The sequence below is a fragment of the Hydrogenophaga sp. genome, from assembly GCF_036675665.1.
In the GTDB taxonomy this organism is placed as follows: Bacteria; Pseudomonadota; Gammaproteobacteria; order Burkholderiales; family Burkholderiaceae_C; genus Hydrogenophaga.
Map to the genome: position 1 here is coordinate 18,169 of NZ_JAKFEO010000008.1, position 16,119 is coordinate 34,287.

Sequence of the window (16,119 nt, forward strand, 5' to 3'; positions counted from 1 at the left end):
TGTTCCTTGTGGTTCAGCCAAACAGCGGCGAGGCGCCGAGCTCGGCCACGCTGGCGTGCTGGCGGAACATGGCGAAGAGTTCGCGTCCGCTGCCGTGCTGGTTGGCGCTGAGATCGGGGTGGTGCAGTTCTCGTGCATTGAAGGTGGCGACGTCCACCTCGAGTTCGAGCACGCCACGCTCGCAGTCCAGCGTGATCCAGTCGCCGTCCTTCACGCGGGCGATCGGGCCGTTGGCCAGCGCCTCGGGGCTGACGTGGATGGCCGCGGGCACCTTGCCCGAGGCGCCGGACATGCGGCCGTCGGTGACGAGCGCCACCTTGAACCCTTTGTCCTGCAGCACGGCCAGCGGCGGCGTGAGCTTGTGCAGTTCGGGCATGCCGTTGGCGCGCGGTCCCTGGTAGCGCACCACGGCGATGAAGTCGCGTTCGAGCTGGCCCGCGTTGAACAGGGCCAGCAGGTCCTGCTGATCGCTCACCACCACCGCCTGGGCGCGCACCACGCGGTGCTCGGGCTTCACCGCCGAGACCTTCACCACGCTGCGGCCCAGGTTGCCCTGCAGCAGGCGCAAGCCGCCGTCGGCGCTGAAGGGCTCGGCCACCGGGCGCACCACCGAGGTGTCGCCGCTCTGCATGGGCACGGGGCGCCATGCCAGTTCGCCATCGTCCAGCCAGGGCTCCTGCGTGTAGGCCTGCAGACCGTGGCCCATCACGGTGGCCACGTCGGCGTGCAACAGGCCGGCATCGAGCAATTGCCGCATGAGGTAGCCCATGCCACCGGCGGCGTGGAAGTGGTTCACGTCGGCGCTGCCGTTGGGGTAGACGCGGGCCAGCAGCGGGATCACGTGCGAGAGCTCGGCGAAGTCGTCCCAGTCGATCAGCACACCGGCGGCCCGCGCCATGGCCACCAGGTGCAGCGTGTGGTTGGTCGAGCCGCCGGTGGCGAGCAGGCCGATGATGCCGTTGACCAGGGTCTTCTCCGTCACGATGTCGGCCATGCAGATGGCGGCCTCACCCGTGCGCCCGGTGTTGGCCAGGCCGCGTTTCACTGCCTCGGCGGTGAGCGCGTCGCGCAGCGGTGTGCCGGGGTTCACGAAGGAAGCACCGGGCAGGTGCAGGCCCATGATCTCCATCAGCATCTGGTTGCTGTTGGCGGTGCCATAGAAGGTACAGGTGCCGGGGCTGTGGTAGGCCTGCGATTCCGATTCGAGCAGGGCCTCACGCCCCACCTGGCCCTGCGCGTACTGCTGCCGCACCTTGGCCTTGGCGTCGTTGGAGAGGCCCGAGGTCATGGGGCCGGCGGGCACGAAGACGTTGCTGAGGTGACCGAACTGCAGCGCGCCCATGAAGAGGCCGGGCACGATCTTGTCGCAGATGCCGAGGAAGAGCGCGGCGTCGAACACGTTGTGCGAGAGCGCCACCGCGGTGGAGAGCGCGATCACGTCGCGCGAGAACAGCGAGAGCTCCATGCCGGCCGCGCCCTGGGTGACGCCGTCGCACATGGCGGGCACGCCGCCGGCCACCTGCACCGTCACGCCCAGCCCGTGGGCGATGGAGCGGATCTGCTGCGGGTAGGTCTCGTACGGCTGGTGGGCCGAGAGCATGTCGTTGTAGGCGGTGACGATGCCGATGTGCGGCGCGCGCTCGGCGTGGATCTTGAGTTTGTCGGCCGCCGGCAGCGCGGCCGTGGTGTGGGCCATGTTCGCGCAGCCCATGCCGGTGCGTTGCGTGCCGCTCTTGCGTTGTGCGGCCATGGAGTCCAGGTAGGCGGCGCGGGTGGTGGCGCTGCGTTCGGTGATGCGGTCGGTGACGCGTTGCAGCGTCGGGTGCAGTGTGGTCATGATGTGTCCGATTCAATTCAAGTGAACACCGCGGAACGGGCTTTGCCCGGCCGCAGGTGTTGCCCCCTTGAGGGGGGATGCGGCTACACGCAGTGAGCAAGCGACGGGGGAGTGCATGGTGCTAGGCTATCCAGACACTCACGGGCGTCTGGTGCTGGTTGAGGATGAGGGACACCGGCAGTGCTTCGTCGGCGCCGAGGCGGGCTTGCTGGAACACGGCCAGCTTGCTGGCGCCGCTGATGGACAACGCCAGTTCGCGCGTGGCCAGCAGGGCGGGCAGTGTGAGGGTCAGGCGCGCGTGGGGCGCGGTGGCCGGACGCACCCAGGCCACCGGGCCGCTGCTGTGCAGGGCCTGGCCCAGGCCGGGTGCGCCGGGGAACAGCGAAGCGGTGTGGCCGTCTTCGCCCATGCCGAGCAGCGCCATGTCCATGGGCCAGGGCTGGGTGGCCAGTCGCCGGTTGGCGGCATCGGCCAGCCTGTCCAGCGCCGCGTCGTCCAGGGTGTCTGGCAGTGTGTCGAAGAACGGCACGAAGGTGGCGGCCGCGGCCGCGTCCCGCAGCAGATGGTGGCGCACCAGCCCGGTGTTGCTCTCGGCATGGTCGTGTGGCACGCAGCGTTCGTCCACCAGCAGCACGGTCACGCGTGGCCATTCGAGCGGCAGCGCGCGCAGCGCTTCAAACAGCGCGATCGGTGACTTGCCACCCGAGACCGCCAGCACCGCGTGGCCACGCAGAGTGATGGCGGCGTGCAGGCGCTCGGCGATGGCGTCGGCCAGTTGCCAGGCCAGTTCGGCGGTCGAGTCACAGACGTGTTCGTTCATGATTCCTCGACCCAGGCGGAATTCTCCCGGGCCATCAGGGCCGACGAGGCGGCCGGGCCCCAGCTGCCGGCGATGTAGGCCTTGGGTTTTTCATTCAGGTTCTTCCAGCCGTCCAGGATGGGCTCGACCCAGGTCCATGCGGCCTCCAGTTCGTCGCGGCGCATGAAGTGGGTCAGGCGGCCTTTGATCACGTCCATCAGCAGGCGCTCGTAGGCTTCGGCGCGGCGCGCGCTGAAGGCGGATTCGAGATCGAGGTTCAGGCTCACCGGGCGCAGGCGCATGCCGCTGCCGGGTTCCTTGGCCATCATCTGCAACTGCACGTGTTCCTCGGGCTGCAGGCGGATCATCAGGCGATTGACGGGCTGGCGCGGCGCGTCGGGGAAGATGGTGTAGGGCAGGTCGGCGAACTCGATCACGATCTCCGAGCGGCGCTCGGCCATGCGCTTGCCGGTGCGCAGGAAGATCGGCACGTTGGCCCAGCGCCAGTTGTTGATGTGGGCGCGCAGCGCCACGAAGGTCTCGGTGGTGCTGTCGGGCGGCACGTTGTCCTCTTGCAGATAGCCCACGGCCTTGTCGCCATTGGCGCTGCCCGCGGCGTACTGGCCGCGCACCGTGTCGCGCGCCACGTCGGCCACGGTGAGCGGGCGCAGCGAGCGCAGCACCTTGAGCTTTTCGTCGCGCACGGCGTCCGGGTCGAGCGAGACCGGCGGCTCCATGGCCACGATGCACAACAGTTGCAGCAGGTGGTTCTGCAGCATGTCGCGCAATGCGCCGGTGCCGTCGTAGAAGCCCGCGCGGCTGCCCACGCCCACCGATTCGGCCACCGTGATCTGCACGCTCTTGATGAAGGGGCTGCGCCACAGCGGCTCGAAGATGGTGTTGCCGAAGCGCAGCACCATCAGGTTCTGCACGGTTTCCTTGCCCAGGTAGTGGTCGATGCGGAAGGTCTGGGCTTCGCTGAAGTAACGGCCGACTTCTTCATTGATCTGGCGCGCCGAAGCCAGGTCGTGGCCGAGCGGTTTTTCGAGCACCACGCGCGAGCGGGCGTCGATCAGGTTGGCGCTGGCCAGATGCGCGCAGATGCCGGTGAACAGCGTGGGCGCGGTGGCCAGGTAGTACACACGGTCGGAGCCGTTCTGCATCGCGGCGCCGAGTGCCGCAAAGTCGTCTGGCTGGGTGGCGTCCAGGCACACATAGCCCAGGCGGTCCTTGAAGGCGGTCCAGGCCGTGTCTTCGAGGGCTTCGGGTTCGATGAAGCCGCGCACCTTGTCGTCGATGAAAGCGGTGAAGGTGGCGCGGTCCCAGGGCTGACGGCCCAGTGCCAGGATGCGCGTGGCCTCGGGCAGGTTGTGGTGCAGGTGCGCCATGTAGAGCGCGGGCAGCAGCTTGCGCACCGAGAGGTCGCCCGCGCCACCGAAGATCACCAGGTCGAGCGGGCCCGGGGGGGTGGAGGAAGCGGCGGCAGCGGTGGGGCTTGAGGTGACCATGGTTCTAATTAAGTTACTTCAGAATCTCGATCGTAATGTAATTAAGTTACATCTCGGGTACAGGATGCCAGCGGCGGCTGGCGAGACCTCGGGGTCTTGCCTCCACCTTAACCGCCCAACTGGCGCGTGCCCAGTCAGAGGACGCGAAAAACCGGCGGATGGGCGGTGGTGCGGGCCACCACCTCGGGCAGGCTGGGCGGTGTGCAGCCGGTCTGCATCACGCACAGGCTGGCGCTGGCCACGGCGTGGGCCAGCAGGTGTTGCGCGTCGCTGGCGTCCAGCCGGAGCTCGTCGGCATGCGTGCTCTGCCGCAGTGCGGGGCGCTGCAGCAAGGCCACCAGCAGACCGGCCAGAAAGCAGTCGCCCGCGCCCACGGTGTCCACCACCGTCACCGGGGCCGATTCGGCACAGTGCCAGGTGTGGCCATCGCGCGCCAGCAGCACGGCGCCGCCCGCGCCCAGCGTGAGGGCGAGCCATTGCGCGCGCGTGCTGGCCAACAGCGCACGGGCCCTGGCGAGGGCGTCCGCTCCCGGCACGCCCAGCGTGTCGAGGTCGTCGTCGCTCACCTTGATGAGGTGGGCTTGCTGGAGCGCCGCCATCACGCTGCTGCGGTAGGCGCCCATGTCCGGCACGATGGCCGGGCGCAGGTTCGCGTCCACCGCCACCAGCCGCCCCGCCGCGCGCTGGGCCTGCAGCCAGGGCAGGTACTTCGCGCTGTCCTCGGCCACCAGGGCCAGGCAACCGGTGACGGCCAGACGCAGTCCCGGCAGCGCTTCGCAGGCGGTCATCAGACCGGGCGCCGACACCTGCCGGTCGGCCACGCCCTCGCGGTAGAAGCTGTAGCTGGCCTTGCCCTGCGCGTCCAGGCCCACCACCGCGAGCGAGGTGGGCGCGTGCACCGGTTGTGGCTGTGCCAGGGTCACGCCGGCCTGCGCCATGCCCTCGGCCAGCAGGCGACCGAAGCGATCGCCCGCGAGCGGGTTGAGGTAGAGCGTGCCCACGCCTTGCAGGCCGAGCGCGCGGGTGAGGTTGTAGACCGCACCGCCCGCGCAGGGGCGCAGACGCCCGTCGGACTCTTCGATCAGGTCGATCAACGCCTCGCCAGCGGTGGCGACTTTCACGGTGTCCGGAAGACTAGGGAAAACCATAAGTAAATCCAGTTGATTTATTAACCTGACTCGAAATATAGTTCAACCACACCGCAACGGGCCTCGTGAAAACCCCAGTGTCTGGCGGCGTGATCCCTGAGATGTCCATACCACCCGAGGAGACCCACATGAATTTCCGCGCATCCAAACTCGCCGCGTCCGCCGGTGCCTTTTCCGTGCTCGCGCTGGCCGCATCGCTGGCCCATGCGCAGGCCCAGCCCGTCATCGGCCTGATCACCAAGACCGATTCCAATCCCTTCTTCGTGAAGATGAAAGAGGGCGCCGACGCCGAAGCGAAGAAGCTCGGCGCCAAGCTGCTGTCGGCCGCCGGCAAGACCGACGGTGACAACGCCGGCCAGGTGACGGCCATGGAAAACATGATCGCCGGTGGTGCCAAGACCATCCTGATCACGCCCAGCGACGCCAAGGCCATCATCCCCGCCATCAAGCGCGCGCAGGCGCAAGGCGTGATGGTGATCGCGCTCGACAGCCCGACCGACCCGGTCAGCGCGGTGGACGGCCTGTTTGCCACCGACAACTTCAAGGCCGGCGTGCTGATCGGCCAGTACGCGAAAGCCGCGCTCGGCGGCAAGGCCCCGGTGATCGCCACGCTCGACCTGTTCCCCGGCCACCCGGTGGGCGCGCAGCGCCACAACGGCTTCCTGCAGGGCTACGGCCTGAAGTCGCTGGATGCCAAGAGCAACGACCTGGCCAAGCCGGCCGAGGTGGTGTGCATGGCCGACAGCTTCGGTGACGCCGCCAAGGGCCAGACCGGCATGGAAAACTGCCTGCAGAAGAACCCGGCCATCAATGTGGTCTACACCATCAACGAACCCGCCGCCGCTGGCGCCTACAAGGCGCTCAAGGCGGCCGGCAAGGACAAGGACGTGGTCATCGTCTCGGTGGACGGTGGCTGCGCCGGCATCAAGGACGTGGGCGGTGGCGTGATTGCTGCCACCTCGCAGCAGTACCCGCTGCGCATGGCCGCCATGGGTGTGGCCGCGGGCGTGGAATACGCCAAGACCGGCAAGAAGGTGAGCGGCTACACCGACACCGGCGTGACCCTGATCGCGGCCAAGCCCGTGAGTGGCGTGGACAGCAAGGATGTCAAAACCGGCATGGACCTCTGCTGGGGTGGGAAGTAACGAGCACCCCCCTGCGCCGCTTTGCGGCTTCCCCCCTCTCTGACGCCTTCGGCTTGGAGGGGGGACGGCACCTTGGGCCGGCGGAGCCGGACCCTCGGTGCCCCTGGGTTTTGCACCGTTTCGTGCGGAGCGGCTTGCGCTCCGGCCTGGTGACCAACTGATTTGAGAATGTCCATGAACACCCTTGCTTCCAAACTGCCGCCCCTGGGCACGCTCGGGCCCTTCATCGCCCTGCTGCTGGCCTGCACCTTCTTTGCCACGCAAAGCGACCGCTTCCTCACGCTGCAGAATTTCTCGCTGATCCTGCAGCAGGTGATGGTGGTCGGCACCATCGCCATCGGCCAGACCCTGATCATCCTCACCGCGGGCATCGACCTCTCGTGCGGCATGATCATGGCGCTGGGCAGCATCGTGATGACCAAGATGGCGGTCGACTTCGGTCTCTCGGCGCCGGTGGCGATTGCCCTGGGCATCGCCGCCACCACGCTGTTCGGCCTGGTCAACGGCCTGCTGGTGACCAAGGCCAAGCTGCCGCCCTTCATCGTCACGCTGGGCACGCTCAACATCGCGTTTGCCATCACCCAGCTCTACAGCGGCTCGCAGACCATCACCGACGTGTCCGAGGGCATGACCTGGCTCGGCAACTCGTTCCGCATCGGCCAGACCAACGTGCTCTACGGCGTGGTGCTCATGCTGGCGCTCTATCTCATCACCTGGCTGTTCCTGCGCGAAACCGCACCAGGACGCCACATCTACGCCGTGGGCAACAGCCCCGAAGCCACGCGTCTCACGGGCATTTCCACCGACAAGGTGCTGCTCGGTGTGTACATGCTGGCCGGCGTGTTCTACGGCCTGGCCTCGCTGCTCTCCGTGGCGCGCATCGGCGCCGGTGACCCCAACGCCGGGCAGACCGAAAACCTCGACGCCATCACCGCGGTGGTGCTGGGTGGCACCAGCCTGTTTGGGGGTCGCGGCATCGTCCTCGGCACCCTGGTGGGCGCACTCATCGTGGGCGTGTTCCGCAACGGCCTCACGCTCATGGGTGTGTCTTCCGTCTATCAGATTCTTGTCACCGGCATTCTGGTGATCCTGGCGGTGATGACCGACCAGATGTCCCGCAAAGGAGTCAGGTAATGGCACACCCCCCGCGCCGCTTCGCGTCTCCCCCCTCAAGGGGGGCCACGCCTTTGGCCCGGCAAAGCCGGTTCCTCGGCGTGTGCTGGAGCTGCCCCCTTGCGCGCCCAACATCCCTCTCGCTGGAGAAATGACATGGCTCTGAATGCTTCCACAACGCTCGTGATCCAGGCCAAGGGCCTGGTCAAACGCTACGGCCAGGTCACCGCGCTGGACGGCGCCGACTTCGAACTGCGAGCCGGTGAGATCCTGGCCGTGATCGGCGACAACGGCGCCGGCAAATCGAGCCTGATCAAGGCGCTCTCGGGGGCGACCATCCCCGACGAAGGCGAGATCTACCTCGATGGCCAGCACATCCATTTCAAGAGCCCGATCGATGCGCGCCGCGCCGGCATCGAGACCGTCTACCAGGACCTCGCCGTGGCGCCGGCCATGACCATCGCCGAGAACCTGTTCCTCGGCCGCGAGATCCTGCGCGCTGGCTTCCTCGGCCGCTTCCTGCGGCTGCTGGACAAGAAGCAGATGCTGGCCGAGAGCATCTCTCGCATGAACGACCTCAAGGTCGGCATCCGCTCCATGACGCAGGCGGTGGAGACACTCTCGGGCGGCCAGCGCCAGTGCGTGGCGGTGGCGCGCGCCGCGGCCTTCGCGCAGCACGTGGTCATCATGGACGAGCCCACTGCGGCCCTTGGCGTGAAGGAAGGCAACATGGTGCTCGAACTCATCCGCCGCGTGCGCGACAAGGGCCTGCCGGTGATTCTCATCAGCCACAACATGCCGCACGTGTTCGAGATCGCCGACCGCATCCATATCGCGCGCCTGGGCAAGCGCGCCGCGGTGGTCAACCCCAAGGTGATCAGCATGAGCGACACCGTGGCGGTGATGACCGGCGCCAAGCTGGCCGAAGAACTGCCACCCGAAGCGCTCGCCTGAACCATGCTCAAAGGCATCGACCCCCTGCTCAGCCCCGAGCTGCTGAAACTGCTGGCCGAGATGGGTCACGACGACGCGCTGGTGCTCGCCGATGCGAACTTCACCGCCATGAGCCTGGGCGCGGGCAAGACCGTGCTGCGCCTGCCCGGCGTGGGCATGGCGCGCACGGTGCAGGCCGTGGCCAGCGTGCTGCCACTGGCGGATGACGTGCCGCAGCCGGTGGCCTACATGCAGGTGGGCGGTACCGAGGCGCCCTACCGCTCGGCCCTGCAGCGCGAGACGCTGGCTGTGCTGGCCGCCGAAGGCCTCGTGGAGGGCCAGGCCGAAGCGGTGGAGCGTTTTGCCTTCTACGAGCGTGTGAAGAAGGCCTACGCCATCGTGGTCACCGGCGAGTTGCAGCCCTGGGGCAACTTCATCCTGCGCAAGGGTGTCATCGGCGACACTTTGCGCACCTGAACCCGACACCGAAGCCGACGCAGTGAACCCCAACGACGCCACCGAAGCCGTTCCCGATGTTGAGCCGGGCGATCAGCCGCGCCTGCGACCGCGGGGCTCCAACCAGGTGGGCATGCGCCAGTTCAACGAGCGCGTGGTGCTGCAGGCCCTGCGCGTGCACGGCAGCCTGGCCAAGGCCGACATCGCGCGCCTGACCGGGCTCACCGCCCAGACCATCGGGCTGATCACGGCCCGGCTCGACGAAGACCAGCTGCTGCGGCGCGAGGCACCGGTGCGCGGGCGCGTGGGCCAGCCCTCGGTGCCGCTGGGCCTTCACCCCGACGGCGCGTTCGCCATCGGCATCAAGGTCGGTCGGCGCAGCGCCGACTGGTTGCTGGTGGACTTCACCGGCCAGGTGCGCGAGCGCCTGGTGCTGGACTACGCCTTTCCCGACATCCCGGTGCTGCTGCCCGCGATCAAGACCAACCTCCACCGCCTGCTGAAGAAGCTGGGGCCCCTGAGCGACCGCGTGGTGGGGGTGGGCGTGGCCGCGCCGTTCCAGCTGGGTGGCTGGCACCGCATGCTGGGCCTCACGGCCGAACAATCGCAAAGCTGGAACCAGATCGACCTGGGTGCCGAAGTGCAGAAGCTCACCGAGCTGCCGGTGAGCTTTGCCAAGGACACCTCGGCCGCCTGCGTGGCCGAGCTGCTGCAGGGGCGAGGGCGCGACATCCGCAGTTTTCTCTACCTGTTCATGGACACCTTTGTCGGCGGTGGTCTGGTGCTCGACTCGCACCTGCACCGCGGCATCCACGGCAACGCGGGCGCTGTTGCCTCACTGCCGCTGCGCGTGGCGCAGGGCAGTGAGCCGGCGCCGCAGCTCATCAGCGAAGCGTCGCTCTGGGACCTGGAGCAGCGCTTTCGCCAGCACGGCCTGGACCCGATGGCCGCCTACGATGCGCGTGCCCTGCAGGCGCCCTGGTTGCCGTACAGCCAGGAGTGGATAGCGCGCGCAGCGCCGGCGCTGGCGCAGTGCGTGGTCTCGGGCACGGCGTTTCTCGATGTGGAGGCGGTGGTGATGGACGGAGCGATCGCACCCGATCTGTTGCGCGCCCTGTGCGAGCGCACGCGCGCGGCGCTGGCGACCTACAGCTGGGAAGGTCTGCACCGCCCACGTCTGGAGTTGGGCAGCATCGGCTCGGACGCGCGCGCGCTGGGCGGCGCGCTGCTGCCGCTGCACGCCTGCTTCGCGCCCGACCACGACGTCATCCTCAAGGTCTGAAACCTCAAGCCGGCTGCAGTCCGCCGGCGGTGAGGTTCAACACGCGCTGCGCGCGCGCGGCAGCGGCCTGGGAATGTGTGACGAGCACCAGCGCGGCGCCGCTCTCCCGAGCCTGCTGCTCCAGCACGCCCATCACCTGCGCGGCGGTGGTGGGGTCGAGGTTGCCGGTGGGCTCGTCGGCCAGCAGCAGGCTGGGGCGGTGCACCAGCGCACGGGCAATGGCCACACGCTGCAGTTGGCCACCCGAGAGTTCGGCCGGCAGGCGCGCGCCGAGCTCACCCAGACCCACGGCATCCAGCATCTGCTGCACGCGTGCCGCATCAGGCCGACCCAGCAACAGCAGGGGCAGGCCCACGTTCTGCGCCACGTCCAGGTGGGGCAGCACATGGAAGGCCTGGAACACGAAGCCCAGGTGCTCGCGGCGCCAGTGCGCGCGCTGCGTGTCGCTCAGGGCACCGAGTTCCACACCCGCGTGCGTGATGCGGCCTTCGCTCCAGTCGTCCAGCGCGGCCAGGCAGTTGAGCAGGCTGGACTTGCCCACACCCGATTCGCCCACGATGGCAATGAACTCACCGGGCGCCACCGTGAGGTTCACGCCGCTGAAGACAGTGGTGTGCCCATAGCGTTTGCCGAGTTGTTCGACGACGAGGGACATGCGGTTCAGGTGGGTGCGCCCAACAGGGCTTGCACCGATTCGATCACGCGCGCCAGCGCATCGGGTGCGTCGCACGCAATGACCCGGCGCTGCGGCATGGAACGCAACCAGGTGAGCTGGCGCTTGGCGAGCTGGCGCGTGGCCGCGATGCCGAGTTCGCGCAACTCGGCGAGTTGCTCGGGGGCGAGCGTGTTGCCGTGCGCGTCCAGCAGTTCCCAGGCCTGCCGGTAGCCCACGCAGCGCATCGAAGGCAGGTCGGTGCCCAGGTCGCCGCGCGCGCGCAGGCGCTTCACTTCGTCGAGGAAGCCCTCAGCCAACATCACATCGAAGCGCTGCGCGATGCGCGCGTGCAGCCAGGCGCGGTCCAGCGGCTCCAGCGAGATCAGCTGCCCCGGTGCGAGCGGGCTGTCGGGGTTGTGCGTGCGCCCGGTCTGAAAGCTGGAGAGCGGCCGACCCGAGACCTCGAACACCTCGAGGGCGCGCTGGATGCGCTGCGCATCCAAGGGCGCCAGGCGCGCGGCCGTCACCGGGTCGACCCGCATCAGCTCCGCGTGCAGCGCCGGCCAGCCGAGTGCCTTGGCCTGGGCGTCAATGCGCTCCCGCACCGCGACGTCGGCCTGCGGCATGTCGTCCAGGCCCACCAGCAGCGCCTTGAAGTACAGCATGGTGCCGCCCACCAGCAAGGCGGTGCGCCCGCGCTGGTTGATCTCGGCCACCAGCCGGAGGGTGTCGCGCACGAAGTCGGCTGCGCTGTAACTCTGCAGCGGGTCGAGGATGTCGATCAGGTGGTGCGGCACCAGCGCTTGTTCGGCCGCGCTGGGCTTGGCGGTGCCGATGTCCATGCCGCGATAGACCAGCGCCGAGTCGACACTGATGATCTCCACCGGCCAGCGCTGTGCGATGGCCAGCGAGGCTGCGCTCTTGCCGCTGGCGGTGGGCCCGGCCAGGCCGATGCAGGACACGTGGGGCATGGACCGGGTCAGCCTTGCGCCACGCTGCCCGGCGCCGCGCGCTCGGGCCCGGGTCGGCTCTCGCCAAAGCGCTGCACCAGCGTCCAGGCGGTCAGGGAGATGAACACGCTCCAGAACCAGATGCCGTTGGTGAGCGGGTGCACCGTACCGGTGCCGGCCTGAATGGTTGCCAGGCTTTGGCCCAGCCAGCCGCCCACCAGAAATGCCGCGATCATCATGATGAAACCGGCCAGTGCCGATGCCGCGCCGGCGGCCTGCGGAAACGGACCCACCGCGCCACTCTGGCTGCAGGGCTGGTGCACACCGTGACCCATCATGAACAGGTAGAACGGCAACATGATGGCCCAGGCGCTCTGCACGCCCAGCCAGGCCAGCACACCCATGCTGGTGCCACCCACCAGCGTGAACACCGCGGCCACGGCCACGGTGCGCCGCACGCCCAGAAGCAGCAGCAGACGGCGGCAGATGAAGGTGCCCGCGATGTAGCTCAGCGACATCGTCATCATCAGCAGGCCATAACCCGTCTTGGTCATGCCGAGCACCTGGATGAACACGAAGGGTGAGGCCGCGAGGAAGGTGAACAGGCCGCAGTACGAGGTGGCGGAGAGCAGTGCAAAGGCCCAGAAGGTGGGGTGGCGCGCGATCTGCACCCAGGTGCCCAGCAGCATGGCGGGTTGCAGGGCGCGGGGGTTCTTCGCGAGCAGGGTTTCCTCGAACCGCCAGGCGATCACGCCCAGCGTGATGGCACCGAACACGGCCACGGCCATCAGCGACAGACGCCAGCCCAGCAGGTCGGACAGGAAGCCGCCCAGCGGCGCGCTGGCGCAGGCGATCACGCCCAGCCCGGTGAGGCCTTTGGACATCATGCGCGCGCCTTCGGTGGGCAGGTACAGATCGCGCACGAGGGCGCGCGCGCACATCACGCCCGCGCCCATGGCCGCGCCCTGCACCGCGCGCCAGACGATGAGCTGTTCGATGGAGGGCGAAAAGGTGCTGCCGACCGACGCCACCACGAAGGCGCTCATGCCGATCAGCAGAACAGGGCGCCGGCCAAAGCGGTCCGACAGCGGACCCCAGAACATCTGCGACACGCCAAACGCCAGCAGCAGCGCGGTGAGCGTGAGCTGGGCCTGCGACATGGCCGCGCCAAAGCCGGCCGTGAGGGCGGGCAGGGCGGGCAGGTACAGGTCGGTGGCGATGGGCTGCAGGCCCAGCAGAAGAGAGAGCGCCAGCACCACAAGACCGGGTGACATGGCTGAAGAGGATGGCGTTGCGGGCATCCGGTCGAGGGTAGCAGAAGCCCTTGGAATTTTCCCGGTGCCTCCACCGCACCGACAGGCTCAGCGCTTGACGACGTCGATCGAGTCGTCGAGGCCGAACAGGCTGGCCAGCGCGGTGCGGTACTGCGCCTGCCCGACCGAGTTGGTGTTGTGGTGCGAGCCGCCCTCGACCAGCACGAAGGACTTGCGGCCAGCGGCGGCGTCGTACAGCTTGCGCCCGAGCTCGGGCTGGATCAACCGGTCGGCTCCGCCATGCACCACGAGCAGCGGCGAGCCGATGTCGGGCACACGCTTCACCGCTTCAAAGCGCTGGGTGATCAGGAGACTCACCGGCAACCAGCCCCATTTGAAGGTGCTCACCACGTCGGGGATGGAGGTGAAGGTGCCCTCGACCACCGTGCCGGCCTCGTCCTTCACCTGCGCCGCCAGTTCGATGGCGATGGCGCCGCCCAGCGAATGGCCAAAGATGTAGCGCGGCCGCCCGGGGTACTTGTCGCCCAGCCAGTCCCAGGCGGCGCGAGCGTCCTCGTAGGCCTTGGTCTCCGAGGGCAGCTCGTTGGTGCTCTTGCCGAAGCCGCGGTAGTCGATGGCGAGCACCGAGAAGCCGAGTTCCTGCATGCGTTGGGCGCGAAAGGCCGAGCCGGTCACGTTGAAGCGCGCACCGTGCAGGTAGAGCATCACCGGTGCATCGGCGCGCGCGGTGAAGTTCTCGTTCTGTGCCCACAGCCCATGCAGCTTGACGGGTTTGTCGGTGACGTGCGAGGTGAAGTCGATCCACACGTCTTCCATGCTCTCGGCCGCGTAGGTGCCGCCAGCCCAGCTGCGGTCCGACGGCTGGAAGATCCAGGCGCGCTGCTGCTCGTCGAGCGTGGCGCAACCGGCGAGCAGTGCCAGCGAGGCCAGCAGGAGGGCAATCAGTCGTTTCATGACGGGTATGGAGCGGCTCGCCTGGTAAAAAGTTCACACGTCGCTGCGCGCACGTTCCGTGCCGGCGGGGACGCCCATCATGGCGGGTGGCTGGATTTTTCGCTGAATTCCCGACCAAAGGCCGGGACAGGCCGTTCAACGCCCGCGCAGGAACAGCGCGTCCAACTCTTTCATGCCCACCTGGCGCCAGGTCGGGCGGCCGTGGTTGCACTGGTCGGAGCGCTCGGTCACTTCCATCTGGCGCAGCAGCGCGTTCATCTCGTCCAGCGTCAGGCGCCGGTTGGCACGCACCGCGCCGTGGCAGGCCATGGTGGCCAGCAGCTCGTTGCGCGCGCGTTGCACCACGGTGCTTGCATCGTGCAGGCCCAGCTCGGCGAGCACGCTGCGCGCCAGCTCCACCGGGTCGCCCTGGGCGAGGGTGGTGGGCACGGCGCGCACCGCCAGCGTCCTGGGCGAGAGTGCGGTGACCTCCAGGCCCAGTGTCTTGAGCACCTCGGTGCAGTCTTCGGCGGTGGCCACCTCGTCGGGTGTGGCGGAAAACGTGGCCGGGATCAGCAGCGGCTGGCTGGCCACCTGCTGGTCGTCCAACTGCTGCTTGAGTCGTTCGTAGACGATGCGCTCGTGCGCGGCGTGCATGTCGACCACCACCAGGCCCTGGGTGTTCTCGGCCAGGATGTAGACGCCTTGCAGCTGGGCGATGGCGCGACCCAGGGGCCAGTCGCCGGTGGGCAGGGGCTGTGGGTGGGTGGGGGCTACGACAGGCTCAGCCCGAACGGAGTTGGGGTGGGAGCCTGACGTGAAATCCATTCGGTCTGCCACCCGCTCGTCCTGAGCTTGTCGAAGGATCGAAGCCTCGCCAGCACCCGTGCCCCACAAGGCTGCGATATCGCTCACCCGGTGCTCCACCCCGGGCTCACGAGGCCGGAACGCAAATCCATCTTGCCGTGCTGGCGGCGTCCATGCGGGTGCAGGCGCCGTGCTCGCGGGCTCGGCTGTTGAACCTGAGCGAGGCACGGCGAGTGCCGCTTCCACCGCGTGCCGCACGCCCTGGTGCACTTCGCGTCCATCGCGAAACCGCACCTCGATCTTGGTCGGGTGCACGTTCACGTCCACCCGCGCCGGGTCGAGCGAGACGAAGAGCGCATACACCGGCTGGCGGTGGCCGTGCAGCACGTCTTCGTAGGCGCTGCGCGCGGCGTGGGTGATGGTCTTGTCGCGCACGTAACGACCGTTCACGTAGGCGAACTGCCAGTCGGCGCGCGAGCGCGCGGCGTCGGGCACACCCGCGAAGCCCCACACGCGCAGGCGCTGCGCTCCGGCGTCGTCCGGTGCGTCCAGCGGCCAGTTCAGCGCCACGGCCTGCTGCACGAAATCGTCACCCAGCACGTCGGCCAGGCGCTGGCGCAGGGCGTCCATGCCGCCACCGGCCACGGCGCGCCACTGCGCCACCAACTTGCCGTCGTGCCAGATCGCAAAACCCACGTCGGGCCGCGCCAGCGCGTGGCGGCGCACCGCCTCGATGCAGTGGGCCAGCTCGGTGGCATCGGTCTTGAGGAACTTGCGCCGCGCCGGCGTGGCGAAGAACAGTTCGCGCACCTCCACCGTGGTGCCGGGCGCGCGGGCGGTGGGTTGCAGTTCGCCGCTGCGGCCATCGAGCAGCCAGCCGTGGGGCTCATCGGCCGTGTCCACGCGTGTGAGCAGCGAGACCTCCGCGATGGAGCAGATGGCGGCCAGCGCCTCGCCACGGAACCCCATGGTGCCCACCGATTCCAGATCGGAGAGGCTCGCGATCTTGCTGGTGGCGTGGCGCTTGAGCGCGTTGGGCAGTTCGCTGCGCAGGATGCCGCTGCCGTTGTCTTCCACGCCGATGAGCCGCACGCCGCCGGCCTGCAGACGCAGCGTGATCTGCGTGGCGCCGGCGTCCAGCGCGTTGTCCACCAGTTCGCGCACCACCGAGGCCGGCCGCTCCACCACCTCGCCCGCAGCGATCTGGCTGATCAGTTCATCGGGGAGTTCGCGGATGGGCCGACGCGGCGGCTGGAGGGTGCTGGGTGGGGTTGTCACG

Annotated in this window: 14 protein-coding genes; 5 read left to right on the top strand and 9 right to left on the bottom strand. The window is 68.5% G+C overall.

The annotated features are described in order from the left end of the window. Positions 1-13: 13 nt before the first annotated feature. The 4 genes from edd to V6M63_RS05330 all read right to left on the bottom strand — a co-directional run bounded on the left by edd (position 14) and on the right by V6M63_RS05330 (position 5,292). Positions 14-1,837, bottom strand: a complete 1,824-nt coding sequence (gene edd, locus V6M63_RS05315; RefSeq protein ID WP_332740200.1) for a phosphogluconate dehydratase — start codon at positions 1,835-1,837, stop codon at positions 14-16. A gap of 121 nt (positions 1,838-1,958) precedes the next feature. After that, positions 1,959-2,657 carry a 6-phosphogluconolactonase gene (gene pgl, locus V6M63_RS05320; RefSeq protein WP_332740202.1) on the bottom strand — a complete coding sequence of 233 codons (699 nt, stop codon included), beginning with the start codon at positions 2,655-2,657 and terminating at the stop codon, positions 1,959-1,961. Continuing rightward, a complete protein-coding gene (gene zwf, locus V6M63_RS05325) occupies positions 2,654-4,144 on the bottom strand; it encodes a glucose-6-phosphate dehydrogenase (protein ID WP_332740204.1) in 1,491 nt (496 codons plus the stop codon). The genes pgl and zwf overlap by 4 nt, the downstream gene beginning before the upstream one ends. Before the next feature lie 134 nt (positions 4,145-4,278). Next, positions 4,279-5,292, bottom strand: a complete 1,014-nt coding sequence (locus V6M63_RS05330) for a PfkB family carbohydrate kinase (protein WP_332740206.1) — start codon at positions 5,290-5,292, stop codon at positions 4,279-4,281. A 128-nt stretch (positions 5,293-5,420) separates the two neighbouring features. Here V6M63_RS05330 and V6M63_RS05335 point away from each other — a divergent pair, with 128 nt between their 5' ends. The 5 genes from V6M63_RS05335 (at position 5,421) to V6M63_RS05355 (ending at position 10,221) form a co-directional block, all read left to right on the top strand. Next, the gene (locus tag V6M63_RS05335; protein ID WP_332740208.1) at positions 5,421-6,437 is read left to right on the top strand and encodes a sugar ABC transporter substrate-binding protein; all 1,017 of its coding nucleotides are present in this window, start codon (positions 5,421-5,423) and stop codon (positions 6,435-6,437) included. Positions 6,438-6,611: 174 nt separating this feature from the next. Beyond that, a complete protein-coding gene (locus V6M63_RS05340) occupies positions 6,612-7,571 on the top strand; it encodes an ABC transporter permease (protein ID WP_332740210.1) in 960 nt (319 codons plus the stop codon). Between the two features lie 135 nt (positions 7,572-7,706). Continuing rightward, positions 7,707-8,504: an ATP-binding cassette domain-containing protein gene (locus V6M63_RS05345; protein WP_332740212.1), complete on the top strand. Its 798-nt coding sequence runs from the start codon at positions 7,707-7,709 to the stop codon at positions 8,502-8,504. A 3-nt stretch (positions 8,505-8,507) separates the two neighbouring features. Then, positions 8,508-8,960 (top strand): RbsD/FucU family protein, encoded by a 453-nt coding sequence (locus V6M63_RS05350; protein ID WP_332740214.1) that lies wholly within the window; start codon positions 8,508-8,510, stop codon positions 8,958-8,960. A 112-nt stretch (positions 8,961-9,072) separates the two neighbouring features. After that, on the top strand, positions 9,073-10,221 hold the full coding sequence (locus tag V6M63_RS05355) for an ROK family transcriptional regulator (RefSeq protein WP_332740271.1): 1,149 nt from the start codon (positions 9,073-9,075) through the stop codon (positions 10,219-10,221). A gap of 4 nt (positions 10,222-10,225) precedes the next feature. Here the strand turns inward: V6M63_RS05355 and V6M63_RS05360 are convergent, their stop codons facing one another. The 5 genes from V6M63_RS05360 to mutL all read right to left on the bottom strand — a co-directional run bounded on the left by V6M63_RS05360 (position 10,226) and on the right by mutL (position 16,118). After that, positions 10,226-10,876, bottom strand: a complete 651-nt coding sequence (locus V6M63_RS05360; protein ID WP_332740216.1) for an ABC transporter ATP-binding protein — start codon at positions 10,874-10,876, stop codon at positions 10,226-10,228. Positions 10,877-10,881: 5 nt separating this feature from the next. Then, a complete protein-coding gene (gene miaA, locus V6M63_RS05365; protein WP_332740218.1) occupies positions 10,882-11,847 on the bottom strand; it encodes a tRNA (adenosine(37)-N6)-dimethylallyltransferase MiaA in 966 nt (321 codons plus the stop codon). Positions 11,848-11,855: 8 nt separating this feature from the next. Continuing rightward, positions 11,856-13,100 (bottom strand): Bcr/CflA family efflux MFS transporter, encoded by a 1,245-nt coding sequence (locus V6M63_RS05370; RefSeq protein WP_332740220.1) that lies wholly within the window; start codon positions 13,098-13,100, stop codon positions 11,856-11,858. An 87-nt stretch (positions 13,101-13,187) separates the two neighbouring features. Next, the gene (locus tag V6M63_RS05375; RefSeq protein ID WP_332740222.1) at positions 13,188-14,054 is read right to left on the bottom strand and encodes an alpha/beta hydrolase; all 867 of its coding nucleotides are present in this window, start codon (positions 14,052-14,054) and stop codon (positions 13,188-13,190) included. Between the two features lie 135 nt (positions 14,055-14,189). Continuing rightward, positions 14,190-16,118, bottom strand: a complete 1,929-nt coding sequence (mutL, locus tag V6M63_RS05380) for a DNA mismatch repair endonuclease MutL (protein ID WP_332740224.1) — start codon at positions 16,116-16,118, stop codon at positions 14,190-14,192. Between the last annotated feature and the right edge of the window lies 1 nt (position 16,119).